Below are 21,497 nucleotides of genomic sequence, written 5' to 3'. Positions count from 1 at the left end.
GCATTAAAAACTGCGGAAAACGCCGCTCAGATTCCCGAACCGCCCGCTTCACCGGCATGCTGACGGCTGTAGGGCGGGGTTTGCAGTGCATCGCAAGCCATCAGCGTGCTCAGATACAGCTGGCCATGCAGCTCGCGCAGCAAGGCGCTCTGGCGCAAGCGGTCCAGCACCGGCCCTTTTACTTCGGCCAGATGCAGGCCCAGGCCGCGCCGTCCCATGCGCTGGTTCAGCTCCGACAGCGCATACAGCGCGCTGGTGTCGATCGAGCTGACGGCACTCATCACCAGCACCAGATGGCGCGCCGACGCATGGCTGGCCAGTTCGCTTTCGATACGCTCGGTGATGGCTTCCATATTGCCGAAGAAGAGATTGGCGTCGATGCGCAGCACCAGCAACTCGGGCCGGGTTTCAGCCGGGTAGCGTTCGATATTGCGGAAATGTTCGGTACCGGCGATCCGCCCCAGCACGGCAATATGGGGCCGGCTGGCACGCCAGATCAGGGTGCCCATGGACAGCGCCACGCCTACCAGCACGCCCGCTTCTACCCCCATGGCCACCACGCCGAGGCAGGTGGCGCCCCATGCCAGCGCATCGCCGCGGTCATACTCCCATGCGGTGCGCAATATACCCAGATCGAGCAGACCCAGTACCGCGACGATGATGGTGGCAGCCAGCACGGGCAGCGGCAGCAGCGCCAGCCAGCCGGTAGGCGCCAGCAGCGCACAGGCCAGCAGAGTCGCCGTGATCAGGCTGGCCAGCGGCGTATGGGCCCCGGCGGCAAAGTTGACGGCGGAGCGCGACAGGCTGCCCGTGACGGGAAAGCCGCCCGTCAGTGCGCTGGCGATGTTGGCAGCCCCCAGCCCGATCAGCTCATGGTTGCTGACCAGCTTTTCGTTGCGCTTGAGCGCCAGCGACTGGGCCGCCGACATCGACATCAGGAACACGATAAAGCCTATCAGCAGGCCCGGTTGCAGCAGGCTGCGCCAGTGCGGCGCGGAGGTCGCCAGATTCAGTCCGGGCAGGCCGGCCGGAATGGCGCCCGTGGTGCGCACGCCCTGCGCGGCCAGTGTGCTCACTGCCATCAGCGCGATCCCGCCCAGTACCACCAGCATGGGCGCCAGTTTGGCCGCGATATCGGCCAGCCCGGCCGACAGGCCGCAGCGCACCAGCAGCTGCGCCAGATACATGCGCGCCAGCACCAGCAGCAGCAAGGCACCGATGCCCAATATGGCGCTCGGCAGATGCACCTGTCCGACCGGCGCGCCCAGCAGCGTATGCAGCTGGTCGTAGGCGATCAGCAGCGCCGAACCGACGGTAAAGCCGTTCATCACGGGGCGGGAAAAGAAGTTGGCCAGAAAACCCAGCCGCAGAAAGCCGCACAGCAGCAGCACGGCACCCGATACCAGCGCCAGTTGCGCCGCCAGCACGGTAGCCAGCGCAGAACCGGGGGCGGCCAGCGGTGCGATCACGCTGGCCGTCATCAGCGAGATGATGGCCATGGGGCCGACCGACTGCGTCATGCTGCTGCCGAACAGCGCATACACCATGGGCGGCAGGATGCTGGCATAGATGCCGACTACCGGCGGCAGGCCGGCCACCAGCGCGTAGGCGGTGCCCTGCGGGATCATCATCATTGCCACGACGACGCCGGCAGATAGGTCGCCCGCCAGATAGGCGCGCCGGTAGTGTCTCAGCCAATACAGCATAATTTGTCCACGGTACTGAAAAAATACCGCAAGACTACGCCATCAGCCGCCGCAGGTCTAGCGCAGCCTGTATGCTGCGCGCCTAGTCGGCCAGTTCGATGCAGCAGCGGCCCACGCGTTTGGCGCGCTGCAGTGCCACATCGAGCCGCTCCAGTACCGCCGATACGCCGTCATCGGAGCGGGTCTGGCTGACACTGAGGCTGATCACCACTGTGGCTTCGCTAGGCAGATCGGCTTCCACGATGGCTTTGCGCAGCTTCTCGGCCAGGCGCATGGCGTCGGCCGCATTGGTGTGGGTAGCGATCACGATGAACTGCTCGCCCTGCATACGGGCCAGCAGGTCCGAAGTACGCAGGCGTTCCTTGACGATGGTGGCAACGGTGCGCAACACGGCATCGCCTACACTGGAACCGTATATATCGTTTTCCGACTGGAAGCCCACCACATCGAAGGACAGCACGGCCAGCGGGATGGCGTAGCGGCGCGCGCGGCGCAGTTCGTGGTCGAGCATTTCTTCGCCGGCGCGGCGGTTGGCGGCGCCGGTCAGGCTATCCACGGTACTCATCTGCGACAGCTGGCCGCTCAGTTCTTCGTTCTGGTGCTGCAGCGCGCTCATGCCGAGCGCGAAGCTGATGATCTGGGCCAGCCCCGTGAAGCAGGCGAACTGCTCGCGCGAGAACATGATGTGGCGATCGAACATCAGGCTGATGGCGCCGATTTCCGGACCGCCCGGCGCGGCGCGCAGCGGCAGCGACAGCACCATGCGCACGCCGCGGTCATGCAGCGCCATGGCGAATTCGGGATTGCCGGCCTTTTCCGGCGCGTCCAGCAGCATCAGCTCACCGCGCGCCACCGACAGCAGCGGCGGGAAGATATCGCGCAGCGGCGATTGCAGCAGGCGGTCGCGGCGTTGCAGCAAACGGGCCAGATCCAGATGGTTGCGCGATTCCTGCGCTACCAGTTGCAGATCACCGCGCTCTTTCATGTGCAGCAGTGCCGTGTGACGCACGCCGGGGAAGTTGCACAGGGCCAGACAGATATGCGCAGCCATGGTTTCCACTGGCTCGATCGAGGCCAGCGCACGCTGCAGGCTGCGCTGCACGCCGAGCACGTCGCGCAGTTCCTTTTCCTTGTCCAGCAGTTGCTGCTGCAGGGCGGCAGCGGCATCGACAGGCTGCACCAGCGCCTGCACAACGGACTGACGCAGCTCGTCGTCGATCAGGGGGCAGATACGGTAGTCGAAATGGCCGAAAGTCATCAGCTCCGGCAGCCACGAGGTATGGTCGAACGGGCACAGTACCAGTACCGGCGCGCCGGCGCGGCTGCGGATCAGGGTGCCGATGCCGGCCAGTTCGTTCAGGTAGTTGTAGCCGTTCAGATCCAGCACCAGCAAGTCTGGCTGACGCTGGCCGAGCTGGTCGACCGCCTGGTCGATAGTTTCGGTCAGATGCAACTGGGCAAACATTTCTCCGCACAGCGCCTGAAAAGCCATACGCTGGACGCTATCCGTACTGAAAAACACGCCCGCACTTACGCTCCGACCCGCCATCTTGCACTCCTGCATCAAGCAAAAAAATTAGAAAATTACAAACCCGTGTAAGTTTGACACATCATTCACGAAAAGCAATAAATTTTGTCATTTAGATCAAAATATTTCCTAATGAACTTATCAGACGGGGTTTTTGTTGCTTTTTTGAGAACAATATCAGGATAGGAGCCAGAATTCCGGCCAGCAACAAATATGCCGCCTGATATGGGACAGGGCACGCAACCAGGAAAGCTGGCGGCACAAGTGCAGCTCAGCGTGACTGGGGCGATGTATGGTACAGAATAAAAAAAGGCAGGCCGGCAACAGCGTGCTTGCTGCTACCGGCCTGCCCCTGCCACTACTGCGGTGCCGGACTACTGCTGCGCTAATTGCGGACTAGTCACCGCGGCATTCCAGCCGCCGCCCAGCGCACGGATCAGCGCTACCGTGGTAATGGCGCGGTTGCCGCGCAACTGCACGGCACTGCGCTCCACTGCCGCCAGATTGCGCTGCGCGTCCAGCAGATCCAGATAGCTCGAGCGTCCTGCCGCATACAGCTTCTGCGCCAGATCGGCCGAACGGCGTGCCGACACCAGCGCCTCGTCGAGTTGTACGGCTTGCGCCTGCAGGATACGCAGGCCGGCGAGGTTGTCCTCCACTTCGGCAAACGCCTGCAGCACGCTCTGGCGGTAGCTGCCCACCGACTCCTCCAGTGCCGCTTCTGCACGGCGGATATTGGCCGAATTACGTCCGCCATCGATCAGCGGCATGGACATCATGGCGCCCAGTACCCACGAACGGCTGCTCCACTTGAACACTTCCGCCACCGTACTGCCAGATGCACCGGCCGCCGCAGCATTCAGGTTCAGGGCCGGGAACATGGCCGAACGGGCCACGCCGATGCGGGCATTGGCCGCTTCCATGCTGCGCTGGGCCGCCGCGATATCGGGCCGGCGTTCCAGCAGCGTCGATGGCATACCCGCCGGCACTTCCGGCAGCAGCGCACTATCGAGCAGCGGGCTATTGCCAGCCGTGTAGCTGGCGGCCGGCTTGCCCAGCAGGACAGCCAGCGCATGCTCGGTGGTAGCGCGCTGACGCTGCAGGCCTATGGCTTCGGCGCGGGCACTGGCCAGCTCCGTCCTGGCGCGCGACAGATCGAACTCGCCAATATCACCGAGATCGAAGCGGCGCTGGTTGACCTTGACGTTTTCTTCGCGCGTCTGCACCGTGCGCTGCAGAGTTTCCAGTTCGGCATCCGTGGCACGCAGACGGAAATAGGTCTGCGCCACATCGGCCTGCACGGCCAGCAGCACCGACTGGTAGGTCGCTTCGATCGAAGCAGCATCGCTGCGCGCTGCGCTCACATTACTGGAAACGCGGCCGAACAGATCGACTTCATAGCTGGCCGTCAGGCTGGCATTGAAGGCCTTGGTAGGTGCCACCGGCGTGCCGGCGGGCAGCCCCAGCGACAGATCGGAAGCGCGCTGACGCTGGCCCGAGGCGCTCACGCCCACCTGCGGAATGCGGTCAGCTTCTGCCACACCGGCGATGGCGCGTGCCTGTTTGACGCGCGCTGCCGCCACGGCCAGATTGGCATTGGCACGGGTAGCCTCGTTGATCAGCTGGTTCAGCGCCGTATCATTGAAGGCCAGCCACCAGTCGCCACGCGGCCGGGCTTCTGCCGCCTGCGCCGGCTGCCAGGTGCTGCCATCAGCGGCCGTGCGTACGCCCTGGGTTTCCTTGTAGGCGGCCGGCACTTCCATGGCCGGCTGCTTGAAGGCTGGCGCCGCGCAGGCCGTCATCAGCAGCGCTGCCATGACAGGCGCCACGCCACGGGCGATCATCTGCATAGTATTCATCTTAATGGCTCCCTTCCAGTTTTTCTGCTGCTGCCGGCAAGGCAGCAGGCTTTTTCTCCAGACGTACGGCCAGCGTACGCAGCAGGACGTAGAACACCGGCGTCAGGAACAGGCCGAAGAAGGTCACGCCCAGCATGCCGCCGAATACGGCCACACCCATGGCATGGCGCATTTCCGAACCGGCACCGTGCGAGAACACCAGCGGCAGCACACCCATGATGAAGGCGATCGACGTCATCAGAATCGGACGCAGACGCAGGCGGCAGGCTTCCAGTGCGGCCTGCACGATGCTGCGGCCGTGATGTTCCAGTTCGCGGGCAAACTCCACGATCAGAATTGCGTTCTTCGAGGCCAGCCCCACCAGTACGAACAATGCGATCTGGGTGAACACATTGTTGTCACCATGGGTCAGCTTCACGCCCAGCAGTGCGCACAGAATCGACATCGGCACGATCAGGATCACGGCCAGCGGCAGCGTCCAGCTTTCGTACTGGGCGGCCAGCACGAGGAACACCAGCAGCACGCACAGCGGGAACACATAGATCATGGTGTTACCGGACAGGATGTCCTGATATACCAGCTCGGTCCATTCGTAGCTGATCCCTTTCGGCAGCACTTCATTGAGGATTTTGGTCATCTCGGCCTGTGCTTCGCCCGACGATACGCCCGGTGCCGCACCGCCGTTGATCTCGGCCGCCACGTAGGCGTTGTAGCGCTGCACCCGATCCGGACCATAGCTATCCTTGACGCGCACCAGCGACGACAGCGGAATCATCTCGCCCTTGTCATTACGGACTTTGAGCTGGGCGATGTCTTCAGCGTGCGAACGGAACTGCTGGTCCGCCTGCACCCGCACCTGATAGGTACGGCCAAACTGGTTGAAGTCGTTCACATACAGCGAACCCAGATTGATCTGCAGGGTCTGATAAATGGTCTGCAGCGGTACGCCCAGCTGTTTGGCCTTGGCGCGGTCCACGTCGGCAAACAGTTGCGGCACGTTGATCTGGTAGCTGGAGAACACGCCAGCCAGTTTCGGGTTCTGCCAGGCTTTCATCTGCACCGCCTGAATTGCCTTGTACAGTGCGTCGTAGCCGAGGTTATCGCGGTCTTCTATCATCACCTTGAAGCCGCCCGTGGTGCCCAGACCATTCACCGGTGGCGGCGACAGCACCATCACGAACGCGCCTTCGATCACGCCCATGCGCTTGTTGATTTCAGCGGCAATCGCTTGGGCCGACTCGCTAGGCTTGGTACGTTCCTCGAACGGTTTCAGCGGCGTGAACACGATGCCCGCGTTAGGCGCATTGGTAAAGCCGTTGATCGACAGACCGGGGAAAGCTACCGAATCGGCCACACCGGGAATATCCTTGGCGATGTCCGACATCTTGCGGATCACGGCGGTGGTGCGGTCCAGCGAAGCAGCATCGGGCAGCTGGGCAAAGCCGATCAGGTACTGCTTGTCCTGTGCCGGCACAAAGCCCGGCGGCACCAGCTTGAACATGAAGCCTGCGGCTGCCGCCAGCACGGCATACACCACCAGCGAACCGCCTTTGCGCTTGAGCACACCGGTCACGCCCGTCTCGTAACCATGCGAAGCACGGTTGAAGAAGCGGTTGAACCAGCCGAAGAAGCGGCCAAAGATACGGTCCATGATGCGGGTCAGACGGTCTTTCGGTGCATCGTGCGGGCGCAACAGCACGGCCGACAGGGCCGGTGCCAGCGTCAGCGAGCTGAATGCCGAAATCACGGTGGAAATCGCGATGGTCAACGCGAACTGCTTGTAGAACTGGCCCGACAGGCCGGACACGAAGGCAATCGGCACGAACACGGCGCACAGTACCAGCGCAATCGCGATAATCGGACCACTCACCTCTTTCATCGCCTGTATCGTCGCGTCATGCGGCGACAGGCCGTTGGCGATGTTGCGCTCGACGTTCTCCACCACCACGATGGCGTCATCGACCACGATACCGATGGCCAGCACGAGACCGAACAGCGACAGCGTATTGATCGAGAAGCCGAAGCCCAGCATCACGGCGAAGGTGCCGACCACGGAGACAGGTACGGCCAGCAGCGGAATCACCGAAGCGCGCCAGGTCTGCAGGAATACAATCACCACCAGCGCAACCAGGATGATGGCTTCCACCAGCGTATGGATCACGGAACGGATCGATTCACGCACGAATTGGGTCGGGTCGTACACAATGCTGTATTCGACGCCTTCCGGAAAATCTTTCGACAGACGGGCCATAGTGGCACGTACATCCGCCGACAGTTGCAGCGCATTGGCATTCGGCGCTTCAAAGATAGGAATCGCCACCGCCGAGTTATTGTTCAGCAGCGAGCGCAGTGCGTAGGAATTCGAACCCATCTCCAGACGTGCCACATCCTTCAGCAGCGTCACCGCACCGTCGTTATTGGTCTTCAGGATGATGTTGCCGAATTCTTCTTCCGACTGCAGACGGCCTTGCGTATTCACCGTCAGCTGGAAGTCCGCATCCTTGCTGGGGCCCTGACCGATCACACCGGCCGCCACCTGCACGTTCTGCTCGCGGATGGCATTCACCACATCGCCCGCTGTCAGGCCGCGCTGGGCCACTTTCTGCGGATCGAGCCAGACGCGCATGGCGTAGTCGCCCGAGCCGAACATCTGTACCTCGCCCATGCCGGGCAGGCGGGCCAGCTGGTCCTTGATGTTCAGCACCGCGTAGTTACGCAGATACAGATCGTCGTAACGGCCGTTGGGCGAATTCAGGTGGACCACCATGGTCAGGTTGGGCGAAGACTTCACGGTGGTCACACCGATCTGGCGCACCTCTTCCGGCAGACGCGGCAAAGCACGCTGCACGCGATTCTGCACCTGCGTCTCGGCCTGCTCGACGTTGGTGCCGATCTTGAAGGTGACGGTCAGCGCCAGCGCGCCATCGGACGTGTTTTGCGAGGACATGTAGAGCATGTTTTCGACGCCGTTGATCTGCTCTTCCAGCGGCGCAGCCACGGTTTCGGCAATGATCTTCGGATTCGCCCCCGGATACTGGGCGCGCACCACCACCGAAGGCGGCACCACGTCCGGATATTCCGAGATCGGCAGCTTGAAGATCGATATCAGGCCGGCGACAAAAATGACGATCGATAGCACGGCCGCGAAGATCGGCTTATCGACAAAAAATCGGGATATGTTCATGAGTTCTTATTCCTTGCGAGTGCCAGTCTTGGCGATGGCAACTTTTTCATCCTTGGCAGCATGCTTGTCGGCCTTGGCAGCAGCGTCCTTGCCGGCATCTTTGCCGGCATCTTTAGCGACTTCCTTGCCGGCTGGCGGCTGGGCGTTGGCGGCCAGCGGATCGACATCCATGGCCACCACGTTAGGCGTGATCGGTGCGCCGGGGCGTACGCGCTGCAGGCCGTTGACGACGATTTTCTCGCCCGGCTTCAGACCATCGCGCACCACGCGCAGACCATCCACGCTCTGGCCCAGTTGCACCGGACGGTATTCAGCCTTGTTGTCCTTATCCACCACGAACACGAACTTGCGGTTCTGGTCCGTGTTGACGGCCCGTTCGTTGATCAGCAGCGCAGGCTTGGTATTCTCCGAACCAGCCAGCTGCACGCGGGCGAACAGGCCGGGCACCAGCGCACCGTCGGCATTGTTCAGCGTAGCGCGCATACGCACGGAACCGCTGCGCACATCGAGCTGGTTATCGACGAATTCCAGCTTGCCTTCGTGCGGATAGCCTTCCTCGTTGGCCAAGCCTATGCGCACCGTAGCCGGCTTGCCCTGATGGGCCGCAGCGCCTACGCGCAGATAGGTTTCTTCGTCGCCGTCAAACGAGGCGTAGATGCGGTCCAGCGACACCACGGAAGTCAGCACGGCCGAAGCATCGACCAGATTGCCGAGCGTGATTTCGGCTTTCGAAACACGGCCATTGATGGGCGACTGCACCTGGGTATAACTGAGGTTCAGACGGGCCGCTTCGAACTGGGCCTGGGCCGCACGGGCATCCGCATCGAGCTGCTTCAGGCTGGAAGCGCGTTCATCGTATTCGCGCTGGGCAATGGCTTTATCGGCCAGCAGCTTTTCCGCGCGGTTCAGTTCCAGACGGGCCAGATCCGCTTTGGCGCGGGCCGAACCAGCAGCCGCTTCGGCGCGGTTGGCTTCCGCCTGGAACGGACGGGGATCGATCACGAACAGCACATCGCCCTTCTTCACCTGACTGCCGGGCTTGAAGTTGATGGCAGTGATGAAGCCGCCCACGCGTGGACGGATCTGCACCTGTTCGATGGCTTCCAGACGTCCCGAGAACTGCTGGGTCTCGGTGACAGTTTTCTCCACGACCACGGCAGCCGACACGGGCGGACCACCGGCGGCCGGTGCTTCGGCCGTTTTGCCGGTGGCTGTATCGCAGCCAGTCAGGGCAAACGCGCTCATTGCGGCCAGTCCCGCCAGCGCCATGGCGGCGGCCAGCGGCCGGGCCTGGGCGGTCAATAATTTAATGTTTTTCATTTTTATTCCTTTTTACATGAAAAAATTTAATAGAAATGGCGGCACCGGGCGACTCAGCAAAATCGTGAGAAAACACGGTACTAGCGCCCCGCCGGCAAGCCAGTGGGGACGTTTTGCTTACAACTACAAGAGAGACGGGAGTTCTAGTCGGCCGCTGGTAAATCAGCCCGTTCCAGACCAGCGATGAAGCTGGCGATTTCTCCCAGTGCGTGACGTTGGCACGCACATTCGTTACGCGCCCCGCTTTCGTGCAGCGGGGCTGGTTGCATGCGGGTGACCGTGGTCTTCACACCGCAACTGACTAACTTGGCGCCATACTGTTCTGCCTCGTCACGCAGCGGATCGTCCTCGGTGGACAGGATCAGCGCCGGCGGCAGGTTTTTCAGACGGCTCGATTGCAGCGGCGACGCATACGGATGGATGCGGTCCGCCGCATTCGGCAGATAGCCGCGGTAGGCCGCGGCGCAGGCATCAGCCACTTCCAGCAACTCCTGCCCGTGCTGCATGTCGCGCATCGAGCAGGTCGACAGGCCCGGGTCCAGCATGGGCATGATCAGAATCTGGCCAGCCAGTGCCGGGCCGCCCCGGTCGCGCGACATCAGCGCGCACACTGCTGCCAGATTGGCGCCGGCTTCTATGCCGGCCACGATCAGGCGCTTGCCACTCCAGCCTAATTTGGCTTTACTCTTCTTCACCCACTGCAGCACGGCGTGGGCATCTTCCACCGCAGCAGGGAAAGGCTTCACGCCTGCCAGCGTGTAGGTACTGGCCAGCACCATCGTGCCGGCATTCTGGTTGGCCAGATGGCGCAGGAAAGTGTCGCCCTCATCGAGGTCGCCACCGACAAAACCGCCACTGTGGAAGAACACGATCAGCGTATCGCGCTTGCCGGCAGCCTCGCCGACGGCATACAGCCGCGCCGCCAGCAAGCCTTCCGCACCGCCCACCTGCAGATTGCGCATCTTCAGGTGGGGCGAAAATTCCGCCTGTGCTTCCATGCCCATTACTGCACCTGCGCCGGAGCCAGGGCCAGCATGGCCGGTTCGGCCGAGGCCAGCGTGGTGCCGGCCGCCACTTCGGTCAGAGCACGCACGCCGGTCGCTTCGGCCTTGGCCGCCTGCGAATAGGCATCGGTATAGACTACGCCGGTCAAAGCCAGCGACGTCAGCGCCAGTGCGAACGTAGCAAAAATTCCATCCCGATATTTCATGTGCATCTCCTTTCCTGAAGCTGGTTTTCCTTGGACAGTACGCACATGTTAAACATGATTTACAATCCAATAAATACGGTTAAGTTGAATTGATTGTTCAGAATCCCGAACAATAAGGTGGATCGATGAATAAATTGCAAGCCATGGAAGTGTTTGTACAGGTGGTAGACGCCGGCGGTTTCACCCGTGCGGCCGAACACCTGCAACTGCCCAAGGCCACGGTTTCCACCCTGATCCAGTCTCTGGAGACGGCTTTGTCCGTCAAATTATTGCATCGGACCACCAGACAAGTCAGTGTGACGGCTGACGGTGCGGCCTATTACGAGCGCTGCCTGCGCATCCTGTCCGACGTGCGCGAGGCGGAAGAATCGCTGTCGCGCACCCGCCTCAGCCCCAGCGGCCGGCTGCGCGTGGATGCCCCCACAGGGCTGGCCAGCCTGGTACTGATCCCTGCCCTGCCCGAATTCTTCCAGCGCTATCCCGACATCCAGCTGGAACTGGGCTGCAGCGACCGCACCGTGGACCTGATCGAAGAAGGCGTGGATTGCGCCGTGCGCGGCGGTGCGCTGGCCGATTCCAGCCTGATTGCACGCCGCGTCGGCATCCTCGAATTCATCACCTGTGCCGCGCCATCCTATCTCGACAGCTTTGGCCGCCCCGGCCATCCGGAAGAACTCAAACGCCACCGCTGCGTAAACTACTTCTCTTCGCGCACGGGCAAAATCTTCGACTGGGATTTCGCACGCGGTAACGAACGGGTGCAACTGCCGCTGCCGGGCCTGATCGCCCTGAACGACAGCAATGCCTACACGGCGGCCGGCATCGCCGGTCTGGGCATCGTGCAGATGCCGCAGTTTATGCTGGAACCCATGCTCAGGGCAGGCACTCTGGAACAGATACTGGCCGACTGGCAGTCCGACCCGCTGCCCATCCATGTGGTGTATCCTCAGAACCGCCACCTGTCCGCCAAGGTGCGGGTATTCGTCGAATGGGTGGCTGAACTGTTTTCCAACCATCCGGGTATGCGCCTGCCGAAGCTTGCACAGGCCGCACGTCCGCTTACTGCCGAACTAGCCCTATAAGTTACCCGATAAATTACCCGATAAGTCACCCTATGAGCGCACCCCACAGCATCGTTTTTCTCGACCGAGATAGCGTCATCGCGACGATCCGCCGCCCGGCTTTCGAGCACCGCTGGGCCGAGTATCCGGCCACCCGTGCCGGCGAGGCCGTGGCGCGTCTGCGCGAAGCCGGCGCCAGCATCGCCATCACCAACAAGGTGCCGCTGCGCGCGGCCGATCTGGACCAGTTGCCCGATCTGAAAATGATTGCCGTCGCCGCGACCGGCACCGACATCATCGATCTGGCAGCCTGCCGCGAACGCGGCATCGTGGTCTCGAACATCCGTAACTACGCCGTGCACACCCTGCCCGAACATACCTTTGCCCTGATCCTCGCGCTGCGCCGCCAGATCGTGGCCTACCGTGCCGACATCGAAGCAGGCCTGTGGCAGAAGTCGGAGCGCTTCTGCCTGTTCGGCCATCCCATCAGCGATCTGGCCGGCAGCCGACTGGGCCTGCTCGGCTATGGCGCGCTGGGTAAATCCGTAGCGCAGATTGCGCGTGCCTTCGGCATGGAAGTCATCGTCCATACCCGCTCGCCGCTGGCCGATGCCGCGGCCGACGGCGTGCGCGAAGCCAGCTTCGACGAAGTGCTGGAAAGCTCGGACATTATCAGCCTGCACCTGCCGCTGACGCCGCAAACCCGTGAACTGATAGGCGCCAGCCAGCTGATACGCATGAAGCGCAATGCGCTGCTGATTAACACGGCGCGCGGTGGGCTGGTCGATGAATCGGCGCTGGCCGATGCGCTGCGTACCGGCGTGATTGCCGGTGCCGGTTTCGATGTACTGGTACAGGAGCCGCCACCGGCCGACAATGTGCTGCTCAATCTGCGCCTGCCCAATTTCCTCCTCACGCCCCACTCGGCATGGGCCAGCACGCAAGCCATGCAGGTGCTGGTGGATCAACTGATCGACAACGTCGAAGCGTGGGTGGCAGGCACACCACGCAACGTGGTGGCCTGAGCTAGCGCCGGCGTTTAATAAGAACCGGGCAGCAGAATGTTTTTATCCACCTGCGCGACATCGCGCAGGCCGCAGAAGGCCATGCTCAGATCGAGTTCGTTGCAGATAATCTCCAGACACTTGCTCACGCCCTCGCGGCCCATGGCGCCCAGGCCGTACAGGAAGGGCCGACCGATATACACGCCCTTGGCGCCCAGCGCCAGCGCGCGTAGCACGTCCTGCCCCGAACGGATGCCGCCATCCATATGCACTTCGATCTCGCTGCCTACTGCATCGACGATAGCGGGCAGCGCCGCGATCGAGGATGGCGCGCCATCGAGCTGGCGGCCGCCGTGGTTGGAGACGATGATGGCATCGGCGCCCGAAGCTACCGCCAGGCGCGCATCTTCGGCATCCATGATGCCCTTGATAATCAGCTTGCCGCCCCAGCGCTGCTTAATCCACGCCACATCCCGCCACGACAGGCTCAGATCGAACTGCTGGCTGGTCCATGACGACAGCGACGACATATCCGACACTGACGTCGCATGGCCGACGATATTGCCGAAGCTGCGACGCGGCGTCTGCAGCATGCCCAGCACCCAGCGCGGCTTGGTAGCCAGATTCAGCATGTTCGCCAGCGTCAGGCGCGGCGGCGCCGACAGGCCGTTGCGCAAATCCTTGTGGCGCTGGCCCAGTACCTGCAAGTCCAGCGTCAGCACCAGCGCCGAGCAGCGCGCCGCTTTGGCGCGGTCGATCAGGCGGTTGATGAAATCCCGGTCCTTCATCACGTAGAGCTGGAACCAGAACGGCTGGCTGGTATGGGCCGCCACATCTTCGATCGAGCAGATGCTCATGGTGGACAGCGTGAATGGCACGCCGAACTTCTCGGCCGCCTGCGCCGCCAGTATCTCGCCGTCCGCATGCTGCATGCCCGTCAGGCCAGTCGGCGCCAGTGCCACCGGCATGGCCACGCTCTGCCCTACCATGCTGGAACGCAGGCTGCGGTTTTCCAGATTCACCGCCACGCGCTGGCGGAATTTGATGCTCTGAAAATCCGCTTCGTTGGCCCGATAGGTCGATTCGGTCCACGAACCGGCATCGGCATAATCGTAAAACATGCGCGGTACGCGCCGCTGCGCCAGCTGACGCAAATCCTCGATATTGGTGATGAGGGCCATGGCTTATTCTCCGCGACGGTGATCGTACGATCATCGGGGATTTCGGCGCAAATGCCAATAAGAAATTTGAATTAGCGCTTGAAATGGCGCCGTCTGCACGGAAAAACAGCAAGGGGCCCGAAGCATGCCTTCAGGCCCTAGCCATGTACGCTCCCGCTACAGTGCATCAAACGTAAGCGCAGAAGGAAGCGCCGCTCCCATTCCCGGCAGATCTACCACGGACGACCATCGCACCAACGATGGCCAGGCCGGCAAGCAGCATGACATAAGTTTCCGGCTCGGGTACTGCGGTGATGGAAATCGTGATGGACCCGGTATTGTCGGCATAATAGCCATCATAAAGGGAAAGCGTTACTGGGCCTGCCGTCGTGTAATCAAACGGGAACGTAAAATTGGCTTTTCCCGAAGCCTCTGCTTGCGCAGCGGTTGCGTACACCATTCCATCACCAAACCACCCCGAATACTGGGGCGATTCGACCCGAATAGTATTCACCCAGCCATGAGTGCAGTGCTCACCATTGGCATCGCAGCCATCCACAGCAGACCAACGGTTCCAGGCCCCACTAACATACGTAAAATTATAGGAACCTACCGCCAGATTGAGTACTACCGCGTTATTGCTATTGGTCGAGTCTAGAACGATGGTGGTAGCCTGTGCGCTATTTGAAACAAATAGTGCGAGCGCAAGTACAACTTGGTACCAACAGGAAGTAAGCAATTTCATACCGTCTCCTTGTGAAAAGCGCCACATACTTTGCCTACGACACGCTCGTCGATCTTACGCCACCGGGCGCCGAATGGCTGCAACCGAGCAAGTGAATCAGACGTGCTAAGCACTGTCCGCTAGGGTAGTCTAAAATTATAAAAATTGCATCACAATTCAGGTGTACGCGTGGCGTTCGCACGACGCAAAAACTCCGCACATGACAGTCACTGGCGGAACTGCCGTGGCAGGCACTAGCGAAGTCGCATTTTTCAATATGCAATAAAGGCGCGGCAGAACATGAAGGCTCGGGGCAGGCGAAGCAAGCGCAAAGAAAAAGGGCCCGGAAGCGATGCTTCCGGGCCCTTCTTTACAACAAATTCTGGTGCGGCTGGCAGGAATCGAACCCACGACCCCTTGGTTCGTAGCCAAGTACTCTATCCAGCTGAGCTACAGCCGCGAAAACAGGATTATAGCAGCTTTTCCTATCTTTACGAAGTGTTCTGTGTAGTAATTTCGAAGTCTCTTCGCTATCAAAACACAGGTCTTACACTTATAGCAAAAGGGCCCGAAGATCACTCTTCAGGCCCTTCTACTTACGAATTTTGGTGCGGCTGGCAGGAATCGAACCCACGACCCCTTGGTTCGTAGCCAAGTACTCTATCCAGCTGAGCTACAGCCGCGAAAACAAGATTATAACAGCGTTTTCTCGTTTAGCGAAGCATTCCGTCAAGAAATTTTGTTATCCGAATCGGAGGCTTACACTTATAGTAAAAGGGCCCGTAACTTGCGTTACAGGCCCTCTCACTTACGAATTGGTGCGGCTGGCAGGAATCGAACCCACGACCCCTTGGTTCGTAGCCAAGTACTCTATCCAGCTGAGCTACAGCCGCGTTGTAGTGCATTATAAAGCATTAATTTCGTTTTGCAAAGTTCGATATTTCTATCATTTTATTCGTTCGACGCACGAAACACCGAATGAACCATTTGCAAACCCACTCACTGCCTTATTTACTACTTACTTTGCATGGCATGCCGTGCGAAAGAAGCAGCATTATAGGGAGCGTCTAGGCTCTTGTCCAGTGCCACGTATCGGCTCATCTGAATCAGACCCCGAATTCCGCCGCAGCCTTGGATGACCACAGTGCTTCGTTATAGGACGCAAACGGCTCGCCATAGCAATCGACCGCTCCGCCCTCGCCGACGAATTTTATCCACCAGCCATCCTCATCACTGAGGATGGCGATATCGCCGGGCTTGCAATGCTCGGCCAGCTGTTCCCCGCCTTCCAGCACCACTATATTCACTTTTCTGTGCCGCACCACGGTCACCATGTCATCCCCTTTCCGCGCCAGTTCAACAGTGCCCGGCCGCTGCGCCATAGTGTACTGCAGAGCTTCATTCATGCTAGTGATTTCTCTCATCACAACATAAAATTTGCCAACAATTGCGCGTTGCAGCATCATTCACCTGTCTCCTCTATTCTCCTCCAAGGAAATAGATTTAGCCCGCTCCCGTAGCGGGCTTTTTTTTTGCACCGATATTCCATAGCCGTATCGTGCGCGGCTGCGGCGTCCGCCCGGACTAGAATGGCAGCACTGACGAACATCACGCGTGCCTCGCCACGCCCGTAGCACTTCCGATGAAACCCGCCACCTGTACTGCCGACGAGCCCGACCAGCAAGCGCTGCGTGCTTTGCTTGACTCCATGCCCCAACCCGCATGGATCACCGAGCACGATGGCACCACCATCTGGCATAACCAGCCCTGGTACCGTTACACGGGCGCCCACCCAACGCGCAACCATGCCGAGAGCTGGCGCCAGGTGTGCGCACCGGAAGCGCTGGCTGCGCTGACGGCGCGCTGGGATCAGGCCCGTCTGAGCGGCCTGCCCTACGAAATGGAAGTCCCCATCCGCAGTGCCGCCGGCGAGTTCCGCTGGTTTCTGGCCCGCGCCCAGCCCGTCGTGCTGGGCAACGGCCGGATACTGCGCTGGCTGGGCACCTGCACCGATGTGGACCAGTTGCGCCGCATACGAGCCGAGGCGGCCGGCTACGCCCGCATCAAGGACCAGCTGCTATCCACCCTCTCGCACGAGCTGCGCACCCCGCTCACGGCCATTCTGGGCTGGGCTCAGGTGCTGCGGCGCGGCGGCCGCGATGCGGCCGATCTGCAGCGCGGACTGCAAACCATAGAACGCAACGCCCGTCTGCAGGCGCAGCTCATCGAAGATCTGCTCGACATGAGCAGCCTGTCCGGCGGCCGTCTGCAATTACAGTTGCGCAGCACGGCCGTGCTGCCCCTGCTGGCGGCCGCCATGGCACAGCTGCAGACGCTGGCCAGTGCCGCCGCCATCGAACTGGAACTGGCCAGCGCCGAGGCCAACCTCATGGTGCTGGGCGACAGCGAGCGCCTGCAGCAATTGCTGGGCAAGCTGCTGCACAATGCCATCAAATTCAGCACCCCGGGCTCGCGTGTACGCCTGCATGCAGCGCGTGAAGACAGCACCGTCTGCATCCGCATCGACGACCAGGGCATAGGCATAGTCCCCAGCGCCCTGCCCCACATCTTCGAACCCTTCCATCAGGCCGATCCCGGCCTCTCGCGCGGCTACGGCGGACTGGGACTGGGGCTGGCCATTGCGCGCCAGCTGGCCGAGCTCCATCACGGCATGCTCAGTGCCGAAAGCGCCGGGCTGGGCCAGGGCGCCCGCTTCACCCTGCGCCTGCCAGCCCAGCTTCAAGCCCCCGCCTGAACAAAAAAACAAGCTTAGACAAATCAGATTAATTTCTTTGAATAAACTACCAAATCCACCAAGAAACATGTACAATAAATTTCCACATGGAAATATCTTGCATGTGTGCGACGCGCAAAATCATCGTGCGCTAACATGAATCCATTAGAAATGGCCTAAGCGCCTGCAGAACTTATCGACCGGGATCCCTATGCCAAGCCGAGAAGATATCCTCAACGCCCGTATACTGGTAGTGGATGACAACGCTGACAATCTAGAACTGATGTGCGAAATCCTGCACGACGGCGGCTATCGCGACGTCAGCGCCACCTCGCAGGCTGAACAGGTCTGCGCGATGCACCGCCAGCATAGCTATGATCTGATACTGCTGGACTTGCAGATGCCGGGCTTTAACGGCTTTCAGGTAATGCAGGGGCTGAAGGAGATCGAACAGGGCGGCTATCTGCCCGTACTGGCGCTGACCGCCCAGCCCAGCTTCAAGATTGCTGCACTGGAAGCCGGCGCGCGCGACTTCATCAGCAAACCGTTTGATCTGATGGAGGTCTACAAGCGCATCCACAATATGCTGGAAGTGCGCCTGCTCTACCGCGAGCTGGCCCAGTACAGCCGCCAGCAGCAGGCGCTGGCCCTGCATGATCCCCTCACCGGCCTGCCCAACCGGCGCCTGCTGGAAGACCGCATCGGCCATGTGCTGCAACACGCCACGCGCCAGCAGAACAAGGCCGCTGTCATGTATCTGGACCTCGATGGCTTCAAGGCCATCAATGACACCCACGGCCACGCGGCTGGTGATGCCGTGCTAAAACAGGTAGCCCAGCGCCTGACCGGCTGCTCGCGCAAGGAAGACACTGTGGCGCGCGTGGGGGGCGATGAATTCGTCATCGTCATGGGCAGCCTGAACCAGCTCGATGATACCTGCGAGCCCGCCGCCAAACTGATCGAAGCGGTGGCCCGCCCCTATCTGGTCGATGGACTGGAGCTCACGCTCTCGACCAGCATAGGCGTTGCCCTGTTCCCGGACGACGCCACCGAAGTCAATCCCCTGATAGCTGCCGCCGATGGAGCGCTGTATGCAGCCAAGCGCAGCGGCAAGAACTGCTGCTGCACGGCGCAAGCCCTGCGCGCGATCGAAGGCCAGCCGGAAGCCGTGTCGCCGGCCTAATGCCGGCGCTGCGCCCGCGTGTCCCGCCGGGACGTGGTGGCGGCAGCCACCTGCCTGCCCGTTTCCGTGCTTTGCGCGACCTTTTCCGCATGCTGGTGATCGCCTTGGGCATCCACCATATCCGGCGCCACTTCGATGCGGGTCGCACCGGCATCGACGGAGATCGGATCGCTGGCAGGAAAAGTCATCTCCAGCCCGTCATCGAGCAAATGCTCCTGCGCCAGTGCCACCGGCTCCGGTAATTCCTGATCGGCCAGCGTGACGATGGCTACCGCCCATTTCACCAGCGCCAGCTCGGCCAGATCACGCACGCTGTGCACATTGAAGGCCTGCGCCAGCGCACGGGCGTCGCGCGGGCTCAGGCCGCGCAGCGCGCTGACCGGTGCTGCCGCCAGTGCACGGAAGCTCAGGCCTGCGTACTCCTGGTCTACGATAGTGTCGATATTCATGCTTGCTCCTCCTGCGCCGGGCGCAAGATGCCATTCTGTTCCGCCAGCCCTGTCTAGTCTGTGCGCCAGCCCACGCTGCCAGCCCGGTGATGCGTGCACACGACACATCATCATCGTGCGCCACATTTGGCCGCTCTCGGGTATCATCGGCGCAACCTGATCCTGCCTGCGAGTCCGCCATGTCCGCCCACCCTGCACCAGCGTCGCCACCAGCACCGGCCCCACACCCTGCGGCCTTGCGCAACGTCGAGCTAAGCGACCTGCTGGGTCATCTGCATAACTGCTGGGATAACGAACGCCGCTCGCTGTCGCGCCAGCTACACGACAGCCTGGGTTCCAGCCTGACAGCACTCACCATGCATTTAGGCTTGCTCGCGCAGAAGCTGCCGCCCGATCCGGCCCTGCAGGACCGTGCGGCCCAGATGAAGCAGCTGCTACAGCAAGTGGTGGAAACCAACCGCCAGATGCAGATGCGGCTGTGGAACGACAGGCTGGAATTTCTTGGTGTGCGCGTCGCCCTGTGCGAAGCCGCCGAACAGTTTGGCCTCCAGCACCACATCAACGTACGCTGCAGCCAGCCCGAGCACGAACTCCAGTGCCCGCGCAGCCATGGCGTGGTGCTATTGCATGCACTGGAAGAAGGCTTGCGCAACGTCGCCCTGCATGCTCACGCCAGTGCCATCGACGTGCAGGTCGATGAAACGGCGCACAACATTACGCTGCGACTGAAGGATAACGGCGTAGGACTGGTAGCGGGCAATGATCTGAGCAGCGGGAAATTCGGCTTGCGCACTGTACGCGAAAGGGCCGCCTATCTGGGCGGCACGCTCAGCCTGAGCAACCACCCCGATGGCGGCACACTGCTGACGGTGGTACTACCCAAGCCCGCCAGCAGCTAGCGAGATCACCACAGGCGTGCCAGTGGCAGCACGGCACCGCTGAACACGGACCAGCTGGGCGTAGCCGCCGTCAGCCCATGGCTCATGCCGAAATCCAGCGTCAGCAACTTGCTGGGACTAAAACTTAGTGCCAGCAGCAGCTGGGCGCTGCGCTCGCTCCCGCGACGCTGGTTGCCCGACCATTCCCCGCTGATGCCCCAGCGTTCATCGAGCGCCATGGCGAATGCGGCCGATACGCCCATCTGGGTGCGCCCGCTGCCCGGCTCTATGGCGCCCAGACGTGTCAGGTTCAGATTGGCATCCATGTGCACCGCACCCAGGTCCTGGCTGACGATGCCGTTCACGCTGTAATCCGCCTTGCCGCTACCGATGACACTGCGCGCGGTCGGCAGTTTGGTGCCCAGCTCCCAGCCCAGCGCCGATTCGTCGCTCAGCACGTAAGCCCGCTTGAGCACCAGCTGGGTATCGCCCATGCCACGCTGACGCCCATCCGCCGTCGGCGCCGAGACCAGCCCTTCGCCACCGAGCACCAGCCCCCATGCGCTGTCGAGCGCCAGCTTCAGTGTGTAAGGCAGGCTGGCACGCCGGCCCTCATCGCTCTTGCTGGCCAGCCCGCCCAGTTCCAGTTCCAGCTGTCCGGCGGCCGGCAGTTGCGCCGGACTGGAAACGGAAGGCCGGTAAGGCGTCACGGGCGCATATTCATCGCCGTGCGCGTTCAGCGCCAGCAAACTGCCTGCCAACAGTATCAGAGCTTTCATGGTTTTCATCCGGAGGTTTGCTGCCCAGTTCCGAGGGCCCGCCACGCATGGACCGACGGCTACCAGCCTAGCAGTTTCATGCGCCTGCGCCTAGTCTCGCGTGTTGTCCGCTCCACAGTGCCACGCTAGCGTGCGCCCGTCTGACCGCTACTGAGCTCGGTAGGCAGGCTCAGGGTTTCCTTGATCTCTTCCATCACCACATAGCTTTTGGACTGCGCCGCACCCGGCAGGCTAAGCAGCATATCGCCCAGCAGCTTGCGGTATTCCGCCATTTCGTGGATGCGCGCCTTGATCAGATAATCGAAATCGCCCGACACCAGATGGCATTCCAGCACTTCCGGTATGCGCAGCACTTCGCGCCGGAACTGCTCGAAAGCGGGGCCGGACTTCTGGTTCAGCGTGATTTCCACGAACACCAGCAGCTTGGCGCCCAGCGCCGGCGGGTGGATGCGCGCGTGGTAGCCGGTAATCACGCCATCGCGCTCCATGCGCTTGACCCGCTCTATGGCCGGGGTGATGGACAGGCCCACCTGCTCGCTCAGGTCCTTCATGGAAATCCGCCCGTCATCCTGCAGGATGCGCAGTATTTTCCTGTCAAGCTTGTCAAGCGTACGTACCGATTCTTTTTGAATTCTCATGAAAATCCACTGAATTGTGCAAGTTATACAGTAACAAATGCTAGTGAACAGAGAATACCATAGCGGAATATCTGGCATGA

General features: G+C 61.4%; 18 protein-coding genes and 3 tRNA genes. 5 read left to right on the top strand and 16 right to left on the bottom strand.

Translation table 11 applies throughout. The features are described from left to right. Positions 1-26: 26 nt before the first annotated feature. The 7 genes from GTP23_RS07385 to GTP23_RS07355 all read right to left on the bottom strand — a co-directional run bounded on the left by GTP23_RS07385 (position 27) and on the right by GTP23_RS07355 (position 10,807). Entirely contained in the window at positions 27-1,706 is a 1,680-nt protein-coding gene (locus GTP23_RS07385) for a SulP family inorganic anion transporter (protein ID WP_161034476.1), read from the bottom strand. An 82-nt stretch (positions 1,707-1,788) separates the two neighbouring features. Further along, a complete protein-coding gene (locus tag GTP23_RS07380; RefSeq protein ID WP_161034475.1) occupies positions 1,789-3,255 on the bottom strand; it encodes a GGDEF domain-containing protein in 1,467 nt (488 codons plus the stop codon). Positions 3,256-3,608: 353 nt separating this feature from the next. Continuing rightward, positions 3,609-5,093 carry an efflux transporter outer membrane subunit gene (locus tag GTP23_RS07375; protein ID WP_161034474.1) on the bottom strand — a complete coding sequence of 495 codons (1,485 nt, stop codon included), beginning with the start codon at positions 5,091-5,093 and terminating at the stop codon, positions 3,609-3,611. Position 5,094: 1 nt separating this feature from the next. Further along, positions 5,095-8,277, bottom strand: coding sequence for an efflux RND transporter permease subunit (locus GTP23_RS07370; RefSeq protein ID WP_161034473.1), 3,183 nt, complete (start codon positions 8,275-8,277; stop codon positions 5,095-5,097). A 6-nt stretch (positions 8,278-8,283) separates the two neighbouring features. Continuing rightward, positions 8,284-9,597, bottom strand: a complete 1,314-nt coding sequence (locus tag GTP23_RS07365; protein WP_161034472.1) for an efflux RND transporter periplasmic adaptor subunit — start codon at positions 9,595-9,597, stop codon at positions 8,284-8,286. Between the two features lie 143 nt (positions 9,598-9,740). Continuing rightward, positions 9,741-10,601, bottom strand: a complete 861-nt coding sequence (locus GTP23_RS07360) for an alpha/beta hydrolase (protein ID WP_229255955.1) — start codon at positions 10,599-10,601, stop codon at positions 9,741-9,743. Beyond that, the gene (locus tag GTP23_RS07355) at positions 10,601-10,807 is read right to left on the bottom strand and encodes a hypothetical protein (protein WP_161034471.1); all 207 of its coding nucleotides are present in this window, start codon (positions 10,805-10,807) and stop codon (positions 10,601-10,603) included. Before GTP23_RS07355 ends, GTP23_RS07360 begins: the two co-directional genes overlap by 1 nt. A 125-nt stretch (positions 10,808-10,932) precedes the next feature. Here GTP23_RS07355 and GTP23_RS07350 point away from each other — a divergent pair, with 125 nt between their 5' ends. Beyond that, positions 10,933-11,889: a LysR family transcriptional regulator gene (locus GTP23_RS07350; protein WP_161034470.1), complete on the top strand. Its 957-nt coding sequence runs from the start codon at positions 10,933-10,935 to the stop codon at positions 11,887-11,889. 32 nt (positions 11,890-11,921) lie between these two features. Next, positions 11,922-12,893, top strand: coding sequence for a D-2-hydroxyacid dehydrogenase (locus GTP23_RS07345; RefSeq protein ID WP_161034469.1), 972 nt, complete (start codon positions 11,922-11,924; stop codon positions 12,891-12,893). A gap of 14 nt (positions 12,894-12,907) precedes the next feature. Here the strand turns inward: GTP23_RS07345 and GTP23_RS07340 are convergent, their stop codons facing one another. The 6 genes from GTP23_RS07340 to GTP23_RS22720 form a co-directional block, all read right to left on the bottom strand. Further along, positions 12,908-14,053 carry an alpha-hydroxy acid oxidase gene (locus GTP23_RS07340; protein WP_161034468.1) on the bottom strand — a complete coding sequence of 382 codons (1,146 nt, stop codon included), beginning with the start codon at positions 14,051-14,053 and terminating at the stop codon, positions 12,908-12,910. A 166-nt stretch (positions 14,054-14,219) separates the two neighbouring features. Next, positions 14,220-14,777, bottom strand: coding sequence for a PEP-CTERM sorting domain-containing protein (locus GTP23_RS07335; protein ID WP_161034467.1), 558 nt, complete (start codon positions 14,775-14,777; stop codon positions 14,220-14,222). A gap of 362 nt (positions 14,778-15,139) precedes the next feature. Further along, positions 15,140-15,216 (bottom strand) — tRNA-Arg (locus tag GTP23_RS07330). Between the two features lie 146 nt (positions 15,217-15,362). Continuing rightward, positions 15,363-15,439 (bottom strand) — tRNA-Arg (locus GTP23_RS07325). Between the two features lie 133 nt (positions 15,440-15,572). Further along, a tRNA-Arg gene (locus GTP23_RS07320) sits at positions 15,573-15,649 on the bottom strand. A gap of 213 nt (positions 15,650-15,862) precedes the next feature. Then, positions 15,863-16,222, bottom strand: a complete 360-nt coding sequence (locus GTP23_RS22720; protein ID WP_229255954.1) for a hypothetical protein — start codon at positions 16,220-16,222, stop codon at positions 15,863-15,865. A 176-nt stretch (positions 16,223-16,398) separates the two neighbouring features. On the opposite strand from GTP23_RS22720, the gene GTP23_RS07310 reads away from it, so the two are divergent. Both GTP23_RS07310 and GTP23_RS07305 read left to right on the top strand, forming a co-directional pair. After that, positions 16,399-17,511 carry a PAS domain-containing sensor histidine kinase gene (locus GTP23_RS07310; protein ID WP_161034466.1) on the top strand — a complete coding sequence of 371 codons (1,113 nt, stop codon included), beginning with the start codon at positions 16,399-16,401 and terminating at the stop codon, positions 17,509-17,511. Positions 17,512-17,701: 190 nt separating this feature from the next. Continuing rightward, positions 17,702-18,673: a diguanylate cyclase gene (locus GTP23_RS07305; protein WP_161034465.1), complete on the top strand. Its 972-nt coding sequence runs from the start codon at positions 17,702-17,704 to the stop codon at positions 18,671-18,673. Here the strand turns inward: GTP23_RS07305 and GTP23_RS22565 are convergent. After that, positions 18,670-19,122, bottom strand: coding sequence for a hypothetical protein (locus tag GTP23_RS22565; RefSeq protein ID WP_229255953.1), 453 nt, complete (start codon positions 19,120-19,122; stop codon positions 18,670-18,672). The genes GTP23_RS07305 and GTP23_RS22565 overlap by 4 nt on opposite strands. Positions 19,123-19,301: 179 nt before the next feature. Here GTP23_RS22565 and GTP23_RS07295 point away from each other — a divergent pair, with 179 nt between their 5' ends. Next, complete coding sequence (locus tag GTP23_RS07295) at positions 19,302-20,021, top strand: sensor histidine kinase (RefSeq protein ID WP_161034464.1); 720 nt, start codon at positions 19,302-19,304, stop codon at positions 20,019-20,021. Positions 20,022-20,026: 5 nt separating this feature from the next. On the opposite strand, the gene GTP23_RS07290 is transcribed toward GTP23_RS07295, so the two are convergent. Together GTP23_RS07290 and GTP23_RS07285 are read right to left on the bottom strand one after the other, a co-directional pair. After that, complete coding sequence (locus GTP23_RS07290; protein ID WP_229255952.1) at positions 20,027-20,779, bottom strand: transporter; 753 nt, start codon at positions 20,777-20,779, stop codon at positions 20,027-20,029. Positions 20,780-20,904: 125 nt separating this feature from the next. Next, a complete protein-coding gene (locus GTP23_RS07285; protein ID WP_161034463.1) occupies positions 20,905-21,417 on the bottom strand; it encodes an Lrp/AsnC ligand binding domain-containing protein in 513 nt (170 codons plus the stop codon). Positions 21,418-21,497: the final 80 nt, after the last annotated feature.

It is taken from the genome of Duganella fentianensis, from assembly GCF_009857835.1.
GTDB lineage: Bacteria > Pseudomonadota > Gammaproteobacteria > Burkholderiales > Burkholderiaceae_D > Rugamonas > Rugamonas fentianensis.
Note: the sequence above shows the minus strand (reverse complement) of the source record. Positions and strands in the feature narration are given on the sequence as shown.

Coding starts and splice junctions, on each gene's coding strand:
- GTP23_RS07290 (WP_229255952.1), bottom strand. CDS start 20,779: ATGAAAGCTCTGATACTGTTGGCAGGCAGTTTGCTGGCGCTGAACGCG.
- GTP23_RS22565 (WP_229255953.1), bottom strand. CDS start 19,122: ATGAATATCGACACTATCGTAGACCAGGAGTACGCAGGCCTGAGCTTC.
- GTP23_RS07350 (WP_161034470.1), top strand. CDS start 10,933: ATGAATAAATTGCAAGCCATGGAAGTGTTTGTACAGGTGGTAGACGCC.
- GTP23_RS07365 (WP_161034472.1), bottom strand. CDS start 9,597: ATGAAAAACATTAAATTATTGACCGCCCAGGCCCGGCCGCTGGCCGCC.
- GTP23_RS07360 (WP_229255955.1), bottom strand. CDS start 10,601: ATGGGCATGGAAGCACAGGCGGAATTTTCGCCCCACCTGAAGATGCGC.
- GTP23_RS07380 (WP_161034475.1), bottom strand. CDS start 3,255: ATGGCGGGTCGGAGCGTAAGTGCGGGCGTGTTTTTCAGTACGGATAGC.
- GTP23_RS07295 (WP_161034464.1), top strand. CDS start 19,302: ATGTCCGCCCACCCTGCACCAGCGTCGCCACCAGCACCGGCCCCACAC.
- GTP23_RS07355 (WP_161034471.1), bottom strand. CDS start 10,807: ATGAAATATCGGGATGGAATTTTTGCTACGTTCGCACTGGCGCTGACG.
- GTP23_RS07335 (WP_161034467.1), bottom strand. CDS start 14,777: ATGAAATTGCTTACTTCCTGTTGGTACCAAGTTGTACTTGCGCTCGCA.
- GTP23_RS22720 (WP_229255954.1), bottom strand. CDS start 16,222: ATGATGCTGCAACGCGCAATTGTTGGCAAATTTTATGTTGTGATGAGA.
- GTP23_RS07385 (WP_161034476.1), bottom strand. CDS start 1,706: ATGCTGTATTGGCTGAGACACTACCGGCGCGCCTATCTGGCGGGCGAC.
- GTP23_RS07340 (WP_161034468.1), bottom strand. CDS start 14,053: ATGGCCCTCATCACCAATATCGAGGATTTGCGTCAGCTGGCGCAGCGG.
- GTP23_RS07310 (WP_161034466.1), top strand. CDS start 16,399: ATGAAACCCGCCACCTGTACTGCCGACGAGCCCGACCAGCAAGCGCTG.
- GTP23_RS07345 (WP_161034469.1), top strand. CDS start 11,922: ATGAGCGCACCCCACAGCATCGTTTTTCTCGACCGAGATAGCGTCATC.
- GTP23_RS07285 (WP_161034463.1), bottom strand. CDS start 21,417: ATGAGAATTCAAAAAGAATCGGTACGTACGCTTGACAAGCTTGACAGG.
- GTP23_RS07370 (WP_161034473.1), bottom strand. CDS start 8,277: ATGAACATATCCCGATTTTTTGTCGATAAGCCGATCTTCGCGGCCGTG.
- GTP23_RS07375 (WP_161034474.1), bottom strand. CDS start 5,093: ATGAATACTATGCAGATGATCGCCCGTGGCGTGGCGCCTGTCATGGCA.
- GTP23_RS07305 (WP_161034465.1), top strand. CDS start 17,702: ATGCCAAGCCGAGAAGATATCCTCAACGCCCGTATACTGGTAGTGGAT.